At 71.7% G+C, this 15,441-nt stretch carries 16 protein-coding genes; 7 read left to right on the forward strand and 9 right to left on the reverse strand.

The features are described 5' to 3' along the window. Positions 1–118: 118 nt before the first annotated feature. A complete protein-coding gene (locus AB0J97_RS20370; RefSeq protein ID WP_364090826.1) occupies positions 119–1,102 on the reverse strand; it encodes an NAD(P)-dependent oxidoreductase in 984 nt (327 codons plus the stop codon). Next, a complete protein-coding gene (locus AB0J97_RS20375; protein ID WP_357698710.1) occupies positions 1,099–2,640 on the reverse strand; it encodes a serine/threonine-protein kinase in 1,542 nt (513 codons plus the stop codon). Before AB0J97_RS20375 ends, AB0J97_RS20370 begins: the two co-directional genes overlap by 4 nt. 208 nt (positions 2,641–2,848) lie before the next feature. Here AB0J97_RS20375 and AB0J97_RS20380 point away from each other — a divergent pair, with 208 nt between their 5' ends. Further along, positions 2,849–3,970, forward strand: coding sequence for a CaiB/BaiF CoA-transferase family protein (locus AB0J97_RS20380; RefSeq protein WP_364090833.1), 1,122 nt, complete (start codon positions 2,849–2,851; stop codon positions 3,968–3,970). Between the two features lie 88 nt (positions 3,971–4,058). On the opposite strand, the gene AB0J97_RS20385 is transcribed toward AB0J97_RS20380, so the two are convergent. Then, positions 4,059–5,288, reverse strand: a complete 1,230-nt coding sequence (locus tag AB0J97_RS20385) for an FAD-dependent monooxygenase (RefSeq protein WP_364090836.1) — start codon at positions 5,286–5,288, stop codon at positions 4,059–4,061. Between the two features lie 83 nt (positions 5,289–5,371). On the opposite strand from AB0J97_RS20385, the gene AB0J97_RS20390 reads away from it, so the two are divergent. Continuing rightward, positions 5,372–5,890 (forward strand): helix-turn-helix domain-containing protein, encoded by a 519-nt coding sequence (locus AB0J97_RS20390; protein WP_357698719.1) that lies wholly within the window; start codon positions 5,372–5,374, stop codon positions 5,888–5,890. A gap of 202 nt (positions 5,891–6,092) precedes the next feature. Here the strand turns inward: AB0J97_RS20390 and AB0J97_RS20395 are convergent, their stop codons facing one another. Further along, positions 6,093–6,545, reverse strand: coding sequence for an effector binding domain-containing protein (locus AB0J97_RS20395; protein WP_357698721.1), 453 nt, complete (start codon positions 6,543–6,545; stop codon positions 6,093–6,095). A 96-nt stretch (positions 6,546–6,641) separates the two neighbouring features. Here AB0J97_RS20395 and AB0J97_RS20400 point away from each other — a divergent pair, with 96 nt between their 5' ends. Further along, the gene (locus tag AB0J97_RS20400) at positions 6,642–8,081 is read left to right on the forward strand and encodes a GuaB1 family IMP dehydrogenase-related protein (RefSeq protein ID WP_357698723.1); all 1,440 of its coding nucleotides are present in this window, start codon (positions 6,642–6,644) and stop codon (positions 8,079–8,081) included. A gap of 52 nt (positions 8,082–8,133) precedes the next feature. Here the strand turns inward: AB0J97_RS20400 and AB0J97_RS20405 are convergent, their stop codons facing one another. After that, positions 8,134–8,262: a hypothetical protein gene (locus AB0J97_RS20405; protein ID WP_364090843.1), complete on the reverse strand. Its 129-nt coding sequence runs from the start codon at positions 8,260–8,262 to the stop codon at positions 8,134–8,136. Between the two features lie 67 nt (positions 8,263–8,329). Here AB0J97_RS20405 and AB0J97_RS20410 point away from each other — a divergent pair, with 67 nt between their 5' ends. The 3 genes from AB0J97_RS20410 (at position 8,330) to AB0J97_RS20420 (ending at position 11,493) form a co-directional block, all read left to right on the forward strand. Then, positions 8,330–8,704: an FKBP-type peptidyl-prolyl cis-trans isomerase gene (locus AB0J97_RS20410; protein ID WP_352357863.1), complete on the forward strand. Its 375-nt coding sequence runs from the start codon at positions 8,330–8,332 to the stop codon at positions 8,702–8,704. A 136-nt stretch (positions 8,705–8,840) separates the two neighbouring features. Continuing rightward, entirely contained in the window at positions 8,841–10,364 is a 1,524-nt protein-coding gene (locus AB0J97_RS20415; protein WP_364090847.1) for an ATP-dependent DNA ligase, read from the forward strand. A 364-nt stretch (positions 10,365–10,728) separates the two neighbouring features. Continuing rightward, positions 10,729–11,493 carry a septal ring lytic transglycosylase RlpA family protein gene (locus AB0J97_RS20420; protein ID WP_364090850.1) on the forward strand — a complete coding sequence of 255 codons (765 nt, stop codon included), beginning with the start codon at positions 10,729–10,731 and terminating at the stop codon, positions 11,491–11,493. A gap of 229 nt (positions 11,494–11,722) precedes the next feature. Here AB0J97_RS20420 and AB0J97_RS20425 read toward each other — a convergent pair whose 3' ends face one another. Beyond that, complete coding sequence (locus AB0J97_RS20425) at positions 11,723–12,319, reverse strand: DUF1707 and DUF4870 domain-containing protein (protein ID WP_357698733.1); 597 nt, start codon at positions 12,317–12,319, stop codon at positions 11,723–11,725. A gap of 130 nt (positions 12,320–12,449) precedes the next feature. Between AB0J97_RS20425 and AB0J97_RS20430 the strand changes: the two genes are divergently transcribed. After that, positions 12,450–12,794 carry a hypothetical protein gene (locus AB0J97_RS20430; protein ID WP_352327808.1) on the forward strand — a complete coding sequence of 115 codons (345 nt, stop codon included), beginning with the start codon at positions 12,450–12,452 and terminating at the stop codon, positions 12,792–12,794. A gap of 44 nt (positions 12,795–12,838) precedes the next feature. On the opposite strand, the gene AB0J97_RS20435 is transcribed toward AB0J97_RS20430, so the two are convergent. The 3 genes from AB0J97_RS20435 to AB0J97_RS20445 form a co-directional block, all read right to left on the reverse strand. Further along, the gene (locus tag AB0J97_RS20435; protein ID WP_364090854.1) at positions 12,839–13,942 is read right to left on the reverse strand and encodes a DUF4192 domain-containing protein; all 1,104 of its coding nucleotides are present in this window, start codon (positions 13,940–13,942) and stop codon (positions 12,839–12,841) included. Positions 13,943–14,053: 111 nt separating this feature from the next. Next, entirely contained in the window at positions 14,054–14,830 is a 777-nt protein-coding gene (locus AB0J97_RS20440; protein WP_357698738.1) for an EI24 domain-containing protein, read from the reverse strand. Between the two features lie 10 nt (positions 14,831–14,840). Beyond that, entirely contained in the window at positions 14,841–15,422 is a 582-nt protein-coding gene (locus tag AB0J97_RS20445) for a nucleoside triphosphate pyrophosphatase (RefSeq protein WP_357698741.1), read from the reverse strand. Positions 15,423–15,441: the final 19 nt, after the last annotated feature.

Raw genomic sequence — 15,441 nt, forward strand, 5'->3', positions numbered from 1 at the left:
GGAAGCACCCCCTTGAGCTGGTAGAGATCGTCCGTAAGACCGTATCTCCCGCGGGGCGACTCGAACAGACCGGGGTCGTTAAAGACACGAAAACTGTTCATCGTGCCAGGTGAAACGCCTATATGGGAGGCGAATGCGGAAATCTCCTGCGTACGACGGGTGAGACCCCGTTGAGGACGGCACGTACCTCTCGTCCCTCCAGTGCCGCCGCGAGGTTGTCCAGCGTCGCCGTGAGCAGGCGCGTCGTCGCCTCGGGCGTCACCCCGGCGGCGTGCGGCGACAGCAGCACGTCCGCCAGGTCGCGCAGCGGATCGCCGGCGGGCAGCGGCTCGGTGTCGAACACGTCGAGCGCGGCCCCGCCGAGGTGCCCGTCGCGCAGCGCGGCGACCAGCGCCGCCTGGTCGACGACGCCGCCCCTGGCCGCGTTGACCAGCAGCGCGCCCTGCTTCATGCGGCGCGGGTCGATCAGCCCGCGGGTCTCCTCCGACAGCGCGATGACCACGACCAGGACGTCGCTGGTGGCCACCAGCGTCTCCAGGTCGGCGCGGCCGGGCGCCTGCCGCGGGGACCTGGTCCAGTAGGAGACCTCGCAGCCCAGGGCGCCGAACAGGCGGACGCAGTTCTCGCCGATCGGGCCGTAACCGACGACGCCGACCCGGCGGCCGCTCAGCTCACGCGGCCTCAGCCCCTGCTGCGGCCACTCCCCCGCGCGTACGGCGGCGTCGGCGGCCCCCAGCCTGCGCGACAGCGACAACGTGGCCGCCAGGCACCACTCCGACACCGCGACGGCGCTGACGCCCGGCGTGTTGGCCAGCGGCACCCCGGCCTCGGCCAGGGCGGCCAGGTCGTGGCCGTCGACGCCCACCGAGGGCTGCTGCACGAAGGCCAGCGCGGGCGCGTGCTTGACCGCCTCGGCGTCGAGCACGAGCGTGGAGGTCCAGTCGCCGAGCACGATCTCGGCCTCGGGCAGCGCGGCCAGCAGCCCGGCCCGGTCGCGGGTGGCGGGCACGCGGACCGTCACCCGGTCGCCGAGCGGGGCGAGCAGGCCGCGCGTCGCCTCCTCGGGCAGCGGCGGCAGGGCGAGCAGGTTCCAGGGGCTCATGCCTTCACCGTAAAGCTGTCGATCACCTGTCGCATCAGCCCCCTGTTGCGCAGCCACTGGTCCTGGGCGACCGTCCAGGACAGGATGTAGGCCGTCTCGCCGGACACCACCGCGCGGCGCACCTCGTGGTAGGTCATGCCGGGCCTGATCCAGCCGGTGCCCGCGGCGCTGGCCGCCGTCCAGGAGAACTCCCACTCGACCGCCTTGACGCCCCGGTGGACGACCACGCGGCGGCCGCGGCTGATCACCTCCTGACCCTCCTCCCGCAGCGTCTCCTCCGAGTCGCGCAGGATCTGGTTGGCGTCGAGGCTGGAGAACAGGGCCTGGACGCCGAGGTGGGCGTTGCCGTCGCGGCGCGTCCACTCGGTGGAGGACTCGCGCAGCGCGCCCCGCCAGCCGATCGGGCGCAGGATCGACCAGCCGTCCCGCGAGGTCCACGCGCGCACGAGCGGGCGCACCCGGCGCACGGTCGGCGTCGGGGTGGCCGACGGCGTCCGGCTCGTCGTGGGCTCCTGCGAGGGGGACGGCGTCAGCGGGCTGGCCGCGGCGGCCGGCTGGGCGGTGCGCGGGGCGCCCTCGGCGGGCGGGGCGAGCTTGAAGTAGGCGACGGCGCCGCCCGCGACGAGCACCACGGCCGCCGCGGCCACGGCCAGCACGGCCCGTCCGCGTCCGCCGCCGCCCGGCTTCTTCTCCGGCAGGTCGGCGTAGGCCGGCTTGGCCGCCACCTCGATGGCGGCGAGCAGCCGGTCGGCCTCCTCGGCGTCCACCCGCTCGGCGGGCTCCTTGCGCAGCAGGCCCTTCAGGACCGGATGCATGATCGGCGGGATGCGCCGGTAGTCGGGCTCCTCGTTGAGCAGCGCGTTGAGGGTCGCCATGGCCTCGCCGCGGTCGAAGGGCGAGCGGCCCACCATCGAGGCGAACAGCGTCGCGCCGAGCGACCACAGGTCGGAGGGCGGTCCGGCCTCGTCGGCGCGCACCCGTTCGGGGGCGAGGAAGCTGGGCGAGCCGGTCACCATGCCGGTCCTGGTCAGCGAGGCGTCGCCCTCGACCGTGGCGATGCCGAAGTCCATCAGCACCACGCGGCCGTCGTCGGCGATCAGGATGTTGGCGGGCTTGACGTCCCTGTGCAGGATCCCGGCCTCGTGGGCGGCCTTGAGCGCCGACAGCACCTGGCGGCCCACGTCGGCCGCCTGCCGTACGGGCAGGGCCCCGGAGGTGGCCACGACCTCTTCCAGCGAGGGGTGCGCGACCAGCTCCATGACGATCCAGGGCCGCCCGCCCTCCTCGACCACGTCGTAGACCGCGACCACGGAGGGGTGGTTGAGCTTGGCCGCCGTACGGGCCTCGCGGGCGGTGCGCATGAGGTGGCGCTCCTGCTCGCCCGGCGACAGCCCCTCGGGCAGCAGCACTTCCTTGATGGCCACCTGCCGGTTGAGCAGCGTGTCGTAGCCCTCCCAGACGACGCCCATACCCCCGCGGCCCAGTTCGCGCAGTAACTGGTAGCGCCTGGCGACTAGCTGGTTGCTCTCCGAAACCATGTCCTACCCCTGTAGCGGCGCGAGCGCCTGCTGCAGACAGCCGCTGGACGCCGGCGATCTGTAGACCACCCGAACAGTGGGCAAGTTTCCCATACCTCCCACGAGTTCGCGGGGAGGACGCAGGAAAGGCCGCTTGCCACGACTCGCCGAAGGTTGTTCTACTGGGGCAGGTTCTGAGCCCCCTTGTGACGCTGTCGAGGAGATGTCCATGTCGAAGGGTAGTGGCGGTCCGCTGGCCGGAGTGCGCGTTCTGGAGCTCGCGGGGCTGGCCCCGGGGCCGTTCGCCGGGATGATGCTGGCCGACCACGGCGCCGAGGTGCTGCGGGTCGACCGGGTGAAGGCGGTGTCCGACAGACCCCGCACGGACGTCATGGACCGCGGCAAGCGGACGATCGGCCTGGACCTGAAGTCGCCCGAGGGCGTGGCCGCCTTCAAGGAACTGGCCCGCAACGCCGACGTGGTGATCGAGGTGTTCCGCCCCGGCGTCGCCGAACGGCTCGGCATCGGCCCCGCCGACCTGCACGCGGTGAACGAGCGGCTGATCTACGGCCGGATGACCGGCTGGGGCCAGGACGGCCCGCTCGCGCCCACCGCCGGCCACGACATCGACTACATCGCGATCTCCGGCGTGCTGTCGATGCTCGGCCGCGAGGACGACCGGCCGACCCCGCCGATCAACATCCTCGGCGACTTCGCCGGCGGCGGCCTCATGCTGGCCTACGGCGTGCTGCTGGCCCTGTTCGAGCGCGAGCGCACCGGGAAGGGCCGCGTGATCGACGCCGCCATGGTGGACGGCGCCGCCGTGCTCTTCTCAATGTTCTACCAGGCCGCGCAGAGCGGCTTCTGGGGCCCGCGCGGCACCAACCTGCTCGACACCGGCGCCCCCCAGTACGACACCTACGAGACCGCCGACGGCGGCCACCTGGCGGTCGGCTCGCTCGAACCGCAGTTCTGGGACGCCATGGTGAACCTGATGGGCCTGACCGGCCTGCCCGACAGGAACGACAGGACGCAGTGGCCCGCCCTCAAGGCCCGGCTGGCCGAGGAGTTCGCCAAGCGCACCCGTGCCGAGTGGGAGGCCCTGTTCGAGGGGTCGGACGCCTGCGTCTCCCCCGTCCTGTCCATGGCCGAGGCCGCGCGGCACCCGCACAACGTCGCCCGGGGGACGTTCACCGAGGTCGGCGGCACGACCCAGCCGATGCCCGCGCCGCGCCTGCTCGGCACGCCGGCCCCGGACCTGTCGCCGGCCACGCGTCTCGCGGACCTGTCCGCCTGGGGGTTGTCGGCGGAGGAGGCGGAAAAGCTGCGCGAGCGGGGCGTCCTGGCCTGAGACGGCATTCCCGGGCGTGCGTTCAGTCAGGGGCGTGACGGCGTTCTCTGGGCGTTCGTGGGCGTTCCTGGGCGTTCCTGGGCGCTCGTCAGGGGTGTGACGGCGTCGCCGGGCGTGTGTGGGCCGTGTAGTCCTTGAGGGTGATCGAGTCGTGCAGGCGCACCCCCTTGCTGCTGATCTTGGTCGCGGCCCTGGTGAGGGCGACCGGCACGTGGTTGACCAGCCGGATGCCCTGGGTGAGCGCCCACAGGTCGAACCGGCTCCCCGGCACGATGCCCCTGGCCGCACGGCGGGCGAACGAGCGGCTGCGGCGCACGTAATCGCCCATCTCGGCCTCATAGGCGGGGTAGGCGGTCCGGTGGTCGCCCCCGTGCGCGGCCAGCTCGCCCGCCAGCACGTACGCCCCCACCACCGCCAGGCTCGTGCTGCCGCCCACGGCCGGGCCCGGGCAGTAACCGGCGTCCCCGGCCAGCGTCACCCGGCCACGCGACCAGGAGTCGAGCCTGAGCTGGGTGATGGAGTCGAAGTAGAAGGCGGGCGTGCGGTCCAGCTCGTCCAGGATTCTGGGGACCTGCCAGCCCAGGCCGCCGAACCGCTCGCGCAGCAGTTCCTTCTGGCGGGCCACGTCCCGATGGTGGTAGTCGAGCGGCTCCGGCGTCCTGAACAGGAAGCCGGCCCGCGCGTCGTCCATGTGCGGGGCGCTGTACACGGCGGCCATCCAGCCCTCGCCCGCCATGGCCTCCATCCGGCCGTCCAGGTCCAGGAAGTTGGGGACGGAGGCGACGGCGAGGTAGGCGCCGATCCAGGAGGTGAAGCGCTCCTCGGGGCCGAAGGTCAGGCGGCGCACGTTGGAGTGCAGCCCGTCGGCGCCGATCACCAGGTCGAAGCGCTCCTGCCGGCCGCTGTCGAAGCACACCTCGCCGTCCTCGGAGATCGAGGCGATGGAGTCGCCGAAGACGTAGGCGGCGTCATGGCGGGTCGCCTCGTGGAGGACCTCGCTCAGGTCGTCGCGCATGATCTCGACGTGCCGGTCGGAGACGGCCGTGAGGACGCGGCGCAGCTCCAGTTCCACGGGCCGCGCCCGGCCCTCCCGGTGGACCCTGAGCCAGTCGGTGCCGGTCTTCTTCGCCATGATCGGCCTCAGGACGCCCATTTTCTCGACGATGTCCATGGCCGGTTTGAACAGGTCGACCGCGTGGCCGCCCGACTTCCTGAGCGCCGGGGCGCGTTCGACGACCGTGACCTCGAAGCCGTACCTGGCCAGCCAGTACGCCAGCACCGGCCCGGTGACGCTGGCTCCCGAGACGAGGACCTTCATGGCCGCTCTCCTTACTTAACGGTTGGTAAGTCCACGCTAGCACGCGTCCTTACTTAACGGTAGGTAAGGGATAAACTTCTGCCATGCCCAGTGACACCAAGTCCCGCATCCAGGCGGTGGCCCGCGAGCTGTTCGCCGAGCAGGGCGTGCAGAACACCAGCCTGCGCCAGATCTCCGACCGGCTGGGCATCACCAAGCCCGCGCTCTACTACCACTTCGCCTCGCGCGACGACCTGGTGCGCAGCATCGTGCAGCCGCTGGTGGAGGACTTCGAGCGCTTCACCGCCAGGCGGCAGCCCGGCGACCCGCGCGCGCTGCTCGACGACTACTTCGAGCTCATGTGGCGCCACCGCGACGTGACCGGGATGATGGTGCGCGACATCTCGATCCTGTCCTACCTCGATCTCGGTCAGCGCATGTTCGAATGGCGGCGCGAGCTGATCGCCCTGCTGCTCGGGCCCGACCTCACGCAGGCCCAGCAGATCCGGGCCACGGTGGCGCTCGGCGGCATGGCCGACTGCACGGTCGAATACGCCGGCCTCCCGTTGGAGGACGTCAAACCGACGGCAGTCGCAGCGGCAGCCGACGCCCTCGGCCTCTGACCAGGCCGACCACGCGAACCTCGCCCCCTCACCCCCTCGCCAAGCGACCTGAACGGCCGCGCCCTCAGGGTGCGGCCTGGACGGCCGCGTGGAGGTCGGCGCCTTCGGGGGTGACCTAGACGGTCGGCGCCCTCGGGATGTGGCCTAGACGGTCGGCGCCCTCGGGATGTGGCCTAGACGGTCGGCGCCCTCGGGATGTGACCTAGACGGCCACGTAGAGGTCGGCGCCCTCGGGGTGGTGGACCTCCAGGTCCGTGGTGAAGGCGCGGGAGGGCTGGCCGCCCGACTCGGTGAACTGCCACACCTGCTGCCACGCCTCGATCAGCGCCTGCGGCATCGGCCCGCGGGCCTGCAGCCGCAGCGACTTGGCGATCGGCACGCGCACCGCCACCATGCCCTCGGGCAGCCGCGGCACCGTGCGCACGCCGATCCCGACGATCTGCGTATAAGCGCCGGTGTGGTCGCTCTCGTAGTCGGTGAGCACCGCGTAGAGGTTCTCGTCGACACGGCCCGGCACGTGCGCGAAGGCCCCCGGCGCGCCCGCCCGCTGCCACAGCGCGGGCAGCGTCGCCCGCGCCGGATCCGCCTCGTCGGCGTTCGTCGTGCGTACGGCGAAGCCCACCACGGTCAGCTCGGCCCGTTCGACGATATCCACGACTTCCCTCCCCCAAATGTGTCCCCGGCCGATCATAAGCCCCGGAGAAAGGGGGAAACCCCTTGTTGAACCTGTCACCCCATAAGATGGATGAACGTGAAGTTTCTCAATGACCAAGAGCCTCGCTACGATTTGACTTACAGCGACGTGTTCATGGTGCCGTCGCGCTCCTCGGTCGGATCGCGGCTCGCGGTCGACCTCTCCACGAACGACGGCACGGGCACCACCATCCCCCTCGTCGTCGCCAACATGACCGCGGTCGCCGGCCGCCGCATGGCCGAGACCGTGGCCCGCCGCGGCGGGATCACCGTGATCCCCCAGGACATCCCCCTCGACGTCGTCGCCGAGGTGGTCGACTGGGTCAAGAAGCGCGACCTGGTCCACGACACCCCGCTCACCCTCACCCCGCACGACACCGTGGGCGAGGCGCTGCAACTGCTGCCCAAGCGCGCCCACAACGCGGTCATCGTCGTCGACTGGGACAACCGTCCCGTCGGCGTGGTGACCGAGGCCGACTGCCAGGGCGTGGACATGTACACGCAGCTGTCCGAGGTCATGTCGAGCGAGCTGCTGACGCTGCCCGCCGGGCTCGACCCGCGCGCCGCCTTCGACCGCCTGCACGGGGGACGTCACCGCCTCGCGCCCATCGTGGACGAGGACGGCCGGCTGGTCGGCATCCTCACCCGTACGGGCGCGCTGCGGGCCACGCTCTACCAGCCCGCACTGGACGCCCAGGGCCGCCTGCGCATCGCCGCGGCCGTCGGCGTGAACGGCGACGTCGCCGCCAAGGCCAAGGAACTGCTGGAGGCCGGGGCCGACTGCCTGGTCGTGGACACCGCCCACGGCCACCAGGAGAAGATGATCGCCGCCCTGCGCGCGGTACGGGCGCTCGACCCCGGCGTACCGGTCGCGGCGGGCAACGTGGTGACCGCCGAGGGCGTGCGCGACCTGGTCGAGGCGGGGGCCGACATCCTCAAGGTCGGCGTGGGGCCGGGCGCCATGTGCACCACGCGGATGATGACCGGCGTCGGGCGTCCGCAGTTCTCGGCGGTGCTCGAATGCTCGGCCGAGGCCCGCCGTCTCGGCAGGCACGTCTGGGCGGACGGCGGCGTCCGGCACCCTCGGGACGTGGCGCTCGCGCTGGCCGCCGGGGCGTCCAACGTGATGATCGGCTCGTGGTTCGCCGGCACGTACGAGTCGCCCGGCGACGCCCGTACCGACGCCGACGGGCGCAAGTACAAGGAGAACTTCGGCATGGCCTCCTCGCGGGCCGTACGGCTCAGGACCGCCGAGGACTCCGCCTACGACCGGGCCAGGAAGGCGCTGTTCGAGGAGGGCATCTCGACCTCGCGCATGTACCTCGACCCCAAGCGGCCCAGCGTGGAGGACCAGATCGACGGGATCGTCGCGGGCCTGCGGTCGTCGTGCACGTACGCGGGTGCGGCGAACCTGGAGGAGTTCCACCGCCAGGCCGTCGTCGGCATCCAGAGCTCGTCGGGCTACGCGGAAGGCATGCCTCTGCACCAAAGCTGGTGACCCACCCGGCACCGTCCGTTGGTGCGCCGGGTTCGCCGTGCTCGGGCGCGGCCTACCGGGGCCAGGCGCGGTCGCAGGCGGCGAACGTCTCGGCGGGCGCCGGCCCGATGCCCCGGGCCGCGCCGGTGACCACGGCGACGCGCCCGGTGACCAGCACGGCGCCGGGAGAAAGGGCGGCCATGAACGACGACGATATCCCGACGGCATAGAGTCGTCGGGTTATTGTCATCGTCAACAGGAGCACATTCGTGGCACTCGAGAAGCCTGAGATCGACTTCCCCGAGGGCAACCCGCCCGCCGATCTGGAGATCGTCGACCTCGTCGAAGGCACTGGCCCCGAGGCCAAGCCGGGCCACAACGTCAGCGTCCACTACGTGGGTGTCTCGTTCTCGTCCGGAGAGGAGTTCGACGCGTCGTGGAACCGCGGCCAGGCGTTCGAGTTCCCGCTCGGGGGCGGCCGCGTCATCGCGGGCTGGGACCGCGGGGTCGCCGGGATGAAGGTCGGCGGCCGTCGCAAGCTCGTCATCCCGCCGCACCTCGGCTACGGTGACCGCGGCGCGCCGCCGCGCATCAAGGGCGGCGAGACGCTGATCTTCGTGGTCGACCTGCTCGGCGTCAGCTAGACCGGGAACGGGCGGGCCGCCGACAGCGGCCCGCCCGGCTTCCTGGGTCTCCCTGCTTCCGCGGCTTCCCCCGCTTTGGCAAAACCCGGGACAAATCGGGTGGGGAAATGTCGGCGTGGTGAGGCACGATAGCGGTGTGCTTCTGATCGACGTGGTCCGTACCTCCGACGCGGTGACGCGCACCTCCGCACGGCTGGGCAAGGTCGGCCATCTGGCCGAGCTGCTCGCCCGGGTCGGCCCGGACGAGGCGGAGATCGCCATCGCCTACCTGTCGGGCGATCTGCCGCAGCGCCAGGTGGGCGTGGGCTGGCGCTCGCTGGAGGACGTCCCGCAGCCCAAACTGGCGGCCACCGCCACCCTGACGGCCGTCGACGCGCTGCTGACCCGCATCAAGGCCATCTCCGGCCCCGGCTCGCAGGCGGCGCGCAGGGCGCTGGTCGCCGAGCTGTTCGCGGGGCTGACCAGCCAGGAGCAGCAGTTCATGCGCAGGCTGCTCAACGGCGAACTGCGTCAGGGCGCCCTCGACGGCGTGATGATCGAAGCGCTGGCCAAGGCGTCCGGTGCGCCGTCGGCCGACGTGCGGCGCGCGCTCACCCTGCGCGGCTGGCTGCCCGCCGTGGGCGCGGCGGCGCTGACGGGCGGCGTGACGGCGTTGCACGCGTTCAGGCTGGAGGTGGGCCGGCCGGTCTCCCCCATGCTCGCGGGCAGTGCCCCCAACGTGGCCGCCGCGCTGGAGAAGGCGGGCACGCCCGCGTCCCTGGAGTGGAAGCTCGACGGCGTGCGCGTGCAGGCCCACCGCTCGGGCGCGGAGGTGCGGGTCTTCACCCGCACACTCGACGACATCACCGCGCAGGTGCCCGAGCTGGTCGAGGCGGTGCTCGGGCTCGACTGCGCCGACCTGGTGCTCGACGGCGAGGTTCTCGCGCTGCGGCCGGACGGGCGTCCCCACCCGTTCCAGGTGACCGCGAGCCGCGTCTCCAGCAAGACAGACGTCGCCAGGCTGCGCGAGCAGACCCCGCTCAGCGTGTTCTTCTTCGACGCGCTGCGCGCCGACGGCGCCGACCTGCTCGACCTGCCGTACTCGCAGCGCCAGGAGGCCCTGGCCCGCGCCGTCCCGCCCGGCCTGCTGACGCCGCGGCTGATCACCGCCGACGTGGCGGAGGCGGAGAAGTTCTTCACGGACGTGGTCAAGGCGGGCCACGAGGGCCTGGTGGTCAAGTCCCTGTCCGCTCCCTACGCCGCCGGCCGACGTGGCGCGGGCTGGGTCAAGGTGAAGCCCCGGCACACCCTCGACCTGGTGGTCCTGGCGGCCGAGTGGGGCCATGGCCGGCGCCAGGGCAAGCTGTCGAACCTCCACCTGGGCGCGCGCGACCCCGAGGGCGGGTTCGTCATGCTCGGCAAGACGTTCAAGGGGCTCACCGACGAGCTGCTGGCCTGGCAGACCGAGCGGTTCCTCGAACTCGCCGACGGCCCCACCGACGAATGGGCGGTCAAGCTCCGGCCCGAGCTGGTCGTGGAGATCGCCTTCGACGGCGTGCAGCGCTCGCCGCGCTACCCCGGGGGGATGGCGCTGCGCTTCGCCCGGGTGCTGCGCTATCGGCCGGACAAGCGCGCCGAGGACGCCGACACCGTGGACACCGTCCGCTCCCTGATGTTCTGAGACCGCTCCTCCCGTTCACGCTCCCCGGACCGGCTGGACGTCCAGAGCGAGGGTTGCCCCGTGGATCTCCCGCTTACGGCTTGAGGCCGGAATCTCCTGTCACGTGGTCTTTGGCGAGTTCTGCCGTTCTCCAGAAACCCCAAGATCCTCGGCGTACGCTCGGCGTTCTGGGCCTCTTGCGCCCTTAAGAGAGATATGTCACTGTATGTCGCATTAAGTTGTCTTTACCTGCTGTTTGTCGCATATGTTCTTCCTCGCCCGCCGGATCCCCATCCCTTGCGGGCGGACAGGCCGTCACGCGCCTCCACACCCCCATGACCTGGCCTTTCCCTTTCATGTCCCCTAGCTAGGACCGTGGTTTACCTTGGGCCAGCACTCCCACAAATCGTCCCCCAACGACCGCAAGCTCTCCCCGGGCAAGCGCCGCTGGACCGCCATCGCCGCAGGCGCCGCCGTCGTGGCCGCCGCCTCGACCACCGCCTGGGCCGCCGTCGGCAACGACGCCCCCGCCACCACCACCGCCAAGGACGCCGCCACCGCGGCCACCTCGGCCCGCACCGCCAACCCGCCGGGCGCGGCCCAGGTCTCCCAGGCCAAGCCCATCACCCCGGCTCCCAGCACTTCGAGCCCCAGCGCTTCGAGCCCCGGCGCCTCGACCGCCACCGCTTCGGAGCCCGGCGCGAAGACCGTCCCGGACAGTCCGCACGGCGACACCCCCGCGCCCAAGGCGCCCGCCGCCGCACAGCCCGCCGCCACCGAGACGGCGGCGTCCGAGACGGCGAAGACGGCCAAGACCGTCAAGCCGGTCAAGCTCAGGACGACGAAGCCGAAGGTCCGCGTCCTGTCCTCCGGGACCTGTGGCGCCTCGTACTACGGCGAGCCCCAGATGACGGCCAGCGGCGAACGCTTCAACCCCTCCGCCATGACCGCCGCCCACAAGTCCCTCCCCCTGGGCAGCCGCGTCCGCGTCACCAACCCGCGCAACGGCTCGTCGGTCACCGTGCGCATCAACGACCGCGGCCCGTACGTGGGCGGCCGGTGTCTCGACCTCTCCACGGCCGCGTTCGACGCGATCGGCAGTCTGAGCTCGGGCGTGATGACCGTCCGCTACGAAGTTCTGGCCCGCTGACCGCCCCTCCGGCCCCGTCTCGGCCCCGCCCCCGCCTGTTCGCCATCCGGGGGCGGGCCGGGCCCTCCCCCAGCACCACCCACCACGAATCCCCCGACAACCTCGCAGACCCTCCGGCATCCGCCCACCCGCGCCCCGGGCATTCCCCACCAACGCCCCGAGCATCCCCCGCCCGAGCCCCGGCACATCCCCCGGCCTGAGCCCCTTCCTCTGAGAGCAGCGGGTGCGGCTATTTGACCAGCCGGACCGTCAGCGGGTAGCGGAAGGCGCTCTCCGACAGGGCGGAGATGCCGCCGACGATGCCCAGGACGACGGCGGCGACCCAGATCACCGGCAGAAGCACGATACCGATGACGGTGAAGGGCAGGATGAACGTCGCCCCCACCACGGTGAGCTGGAAGTTCAGGGCCTCAAGTGCCTGCCGACGCAGGTACGGCGACGTCTTGGCCGCGGTGAGCAGCAGGATCAACGGGCCGACGACCGGGATCCCGACGGCTATCAGCAGGTGGCCGAACGCGGCCTGGAGGCGTTCGTTGCTCTCCGAAGCCCGCACCGGACGGACCGGCTGCGGCATCGGCGGCGCGAAGCCGGGCACCGCCGTCCTCCCGTACAGCTCGTTCATGATGGGCATCAGGTCACCGTGGGTACGGGCGGTCATCGCGCGCCCCAGCCGGTCGTCGAACTCCAGCTTGTCGAACCGGCCCTCCGCGTAGGCGGCCTTGACATGCTCGACGACGTGCTCTCGGTCCAGGTCGGTGACGCGCAGATGAGCTGGCGGCACCTGTCCCGGCCCCGGGGTCTTGGGTACCCCAGCCATGATGGTCATGCCTCTCCTTGGAATCGGCGGTCAACCTTCATACTGCGTCCTCGGAGCCGGACGTGCCATCGGGAGAAACCCGGAGCTGTCCCCGAGATCATCCCCGACGCCGGAGCTCCAGACGGTATAAAAAGGATTCATGAGATGGCGAGACCGCTACGGTATCCGTCGGCTGCGCGGCCAGAAGATCGCGCGGTTCGACCGCGAGGCGACCGATGCCGACATCGAAGCGCTCATCGCCTTCGCACGTTCGCGGCGTGGCGTCGAGTTCTACGTCGAGCCGGAGACGTTCGCCACCGACACGACCGCTGTGGCGGTGGCTGACGACGGCGAGTGGACCAGGCGGAGGGTCGGGTCGCCCGCCGTGATCCACAAGGTCGCCCGAGATCTGGCGTTACCGGTGTACGACGTGCAGCTGACGGGCTATCCCCCTCGGATGCGGGCGTACAACGAGCGCCGCCGCCGTGAAGAAGGCAGCCTGTAGTTCTGGTGGAAAGGGCGCTGGTCGATGTGACCGGCGCCCTTTCTTCATGCGCTCCCACCCGGCCCCCGGTGCCGGACGGGCCCGTGCGGGGACGGGTCGTCGTCGAGCAGGCCGAGCATGGGGACCAGCCAGCCGCCGTTGGCCGGGCCCATGGCGGTGTCGAGCTCGGCGGGGGTGGGGAGGCGGTCTCGGACGATGGCGGGTGAGAGCAGGCTCTGCAGGGCGTGCATCAGGAGGTTGGCCATCGAGTAGTGGGGGTCGGTGGTGAGCGCGCGTTCGAGGGCGATGGTGGCGAGGATGTTGTCGCCCGTGCGCCAGGCGGCCATGGCCAGCAGGGAGGCGGCCGGTGGGACGAAGCGGGGCTCCAGGCGGCGCGTGAGGTCTTTCCACAGGGGCAGGTGGGCGTCCCGCATCGTGGTCCAGGCTTCGTCGCGGACTCTGATCACGCTCAGGGCCAGGCCCAGCCGGGCGGCTTCGACATCGTCGAGGCGGACGCCGGCGGAGTGGGCGGTCAGGCTCGCGCGGACTGCGGTGAGCGCGTCGGCGACGTAGCTCCGGGCGAAGGTGTCCAGGTCGGGGGCTGCTGTCAGGCGGGCTCGCACCTCGGCCACGGCGGCCGCGGTGGCCCGGCGCATCGCCATGCGGACCGGGCCCGTTGCCGGGGCGATCGTGCGTTCCAGGCTGCGGCGGTCGGGAAGGGCGACCATGCCGCGCACCGTCGCCTCGGCGGCGATCTGGCTGGTGGTCGGGTCGTAGGGGGTGCCCTCGGGCGGGCAGCAACGGGGAAGCTCGCAGACGTAGGACCAGTAGCGCCCTTCATGGGCGCGGATCGCGTCGCCCACGTGGATCTCCGACGCGGCGGCCACGAGCCTGGCCTCGTCGACGGCCGGGGTCACCGTCTCGCCTCCGCCGTAGCCGACGACGACCATCTCGGTGATGCCTTCGCGGGCGAAGAGCTCGGTGAGGGGGGCGAGGGTGCCCCGGGGGAACGGGAGGCTCCACCTCGCGGCCACCTTGGCCTGGCCGTGGTGGAGGCCGATCACGACCAGGCTGTCATGGGGGTGGAAGCCGACCAGGTAGGGGACTGCGGCCAGGATGTCGGCCGGGCTGGTCAGGGTGAGGCAGGGGGCCGGGGCGTTGGTCGTCATGAGCGCCAGGGTGCCGGGAAGGCCCGACCCGAGAACGCCCGAGCGCGGTTCTGTGGACGAGAAGCGCCCCGCCGCCCGTCCTGTGGAAAACCGTGTGGGGCGTCGTTGGGGTCAGGGGGACGGTGGGGTCAGGGGGGTTGGGGCTGGGGTGGGGGGTGGGGTGGGGGCGATGCGGGCGCGTACGAGGAGGGCGGCGCCCGCCACCGCCGCCGGCATCATCACGACCGCCACCAGCGGCACCAGGAACAGCAGGAAGCCGACCACCCCGAACCCCAGCGTGGTCGCCATGTTCCGGCGCAGCAGCGCGAAGCGTTCCTTCCTGGACACCCCCCGGCGTTCGAGGGCCAGCGTGGTGAGCTCGACCGTCAGGAAGAACCCGGAGACGAAGGCCCCCACCACGGGCACCACCGTCTGGCCGATCACCGGCACGAACCCCAGGAAGAACAGCGGCACGGTGAGGAGCAGCACGTAGAACAGGGTGATCAGGCTGTCCCGGATCGAACGGGGCAGCGTACGCCACCACGGCTGCTCCACCGCCCCGGGCAGCGGATCGGCCTCGGCCGAGAGCCGTTCGTAGAACGGCTCGCCGATCGCCAGCGTCAGCGCCGCGAACGTCAGCACCGCCAGCGCCAGCCCGCCGAGGAAGATCGCGATGCCCACCAGCGTGCGGAACAGGTCGACCCAGCTCCACGAGTCGGCGAACGGGGTGAAGAACTCGGCCAGGTCGCGGGCGTGGGTGCCGAGCAGGATCAGCGCCACCACGTAGACGGCGAACGCGATCACCGCCGGGATCAGCCCGAACAGCCACCACCGGCCGTGCCGCGACACCCATCCGAGACCCTGGAAGAAGAAGCCGACACCGGCCGCGAAGTCGCGCAGAGATCGCATGCCCGGCAGGCTAGCGCCAGAACGACGTGACCGCGTAACCCAGTTCGTCGAACAGCTCGCGCAGCAGCGGCAGGGACACCCCGAGCACGTTGCCGTGGTCGCCCTCGATGCCCTCGACGAACCAGCCGCCGCGCCCCTCGATGCTGAACCCGCCGGCCAGGCCGAGCGGCTCGCCGGTGGCGACGTAGGCGGCGATCTCGTCCTCGGACGGCTGGCCGAAGCGCACCACGGTGCTGGCCACCTGGGCGGCCTGCCGCCCCGCCGGCACGTCGATCACGCAGTGGCCGGTCACCAGGCGGCCGGTGCGCCCGCGCATGATGCGCCACCGCTCGACGGCCTCCTCCGCGGTGCCCGGCTTGCCGTAGGGACGGCCGTCGAGTTCGAGGATCGAGTCGCAGCCGATGACCAGCCCCTCCTCCAGCCCGCTCGCGACCGCCTCCGCCTTGGCCCTGGCCAGGACGAGGCTGAGCGCCGCCGGCGAGTGCGCGGTGTAGGCGTCCTCGTCGACGCCGGAGACGATGACCTTGGGGTCGAGGCCGGCGTTGCGCAGCACGGTGAGGCGGGTGGGAGAGGCAGAGGCCAGAACGATCACCGTCCCAGCTTACCGAAGG

Source organism: Nonomuraea sp. NPDC049607, from assembly GCF_040675375.1.
GTDB lineage: Bacteria > Actinomycetota > Actinomycetes > Streptosporangiales > Streptosporangiaceae > Nonomuraea.

What these genes read in the sequence shown, in the direction of transcription:
- AB0J97_RS20440 (WP_357698738.1), bottom strand. Translation starts at nt 14,830, where the DNA reads ATGCGATCTCTGCGCGACTTCGCGGCCGGTGTCGGCTTCTTCTTCCAG.
- AB0J97_RS20385 (WP_364090836.1), bottom strand. Translation starts at nt 5,288, where the DNA reads ATGAAGGTCCTCGTCTCGGGAGCCAGCGTCACCGGGCCGGTGCTGGCG.
- AB0J97_RS20435 (WP_364090854.1), bottom strand. Translation starts at nt 13,942, where the DNA reads ATGACGACCAACGCCCCGGCCCCCTGCCTCACCCTGACCAGCCCGGCC.
- AB0J97_RS20425 (WP_357698733.1), bottom strand. Translation starts at nt 12,319, where the DNA reads ATGACCATCATGGCTGGGGTACCCAAGACCCCGGGGCCGGGACAGGTG.
- AB0J97_RS20375 (WP_357698710.1), bottom strand. Translation starts at nt 2,640, where the DNA reads ATGGTTTCGGAGAGCAACCAGCTAGTCGCCAGGCGCTACCAGTTACTG.
- AB0J97_RS20370 (WP_364090826.1), bottom strand. Translation starts at nt 1,102, where the DNA reads ATGAGCCCCTGGAACCTGCTCGCCCTGCCGCCGCTGCCCGAGGAGGCG.
- AB0J97_RS20390 (WP_357698719.1), top strand. Translation starts at nt 5,372, where the DNA reads ATGCCCAGTGACACCAAGTCCCGCATCCAGGCGGTGGCCCGCGAGCTG.
- AB0J97_RS20430 (WP_352327808.1), top strand. Translation starts at nt 12,450, where the DNA reads ATGAGATGGCGAGACCGCTACGGTATCCGTCGGCTGCGCGGCCAGAAG.
- AB0J97_RS20405 (WP_364090843.1), bottom strand. Translation starts at nt 8,262, where the DNA reads ATGGCCGCCCTTTCTCCCGGCGCCGTGCTGGTCACCGGGCGCGTCGCC.
- AB0J97_RS20380 (WP_364090833.1), top strand. Translation starts at nt 2,849, where the DNA reads ATGTCGAAGGGTAGTGGCGGTCCGCTGGCCGGAGTGCGCGTTCTGGAG.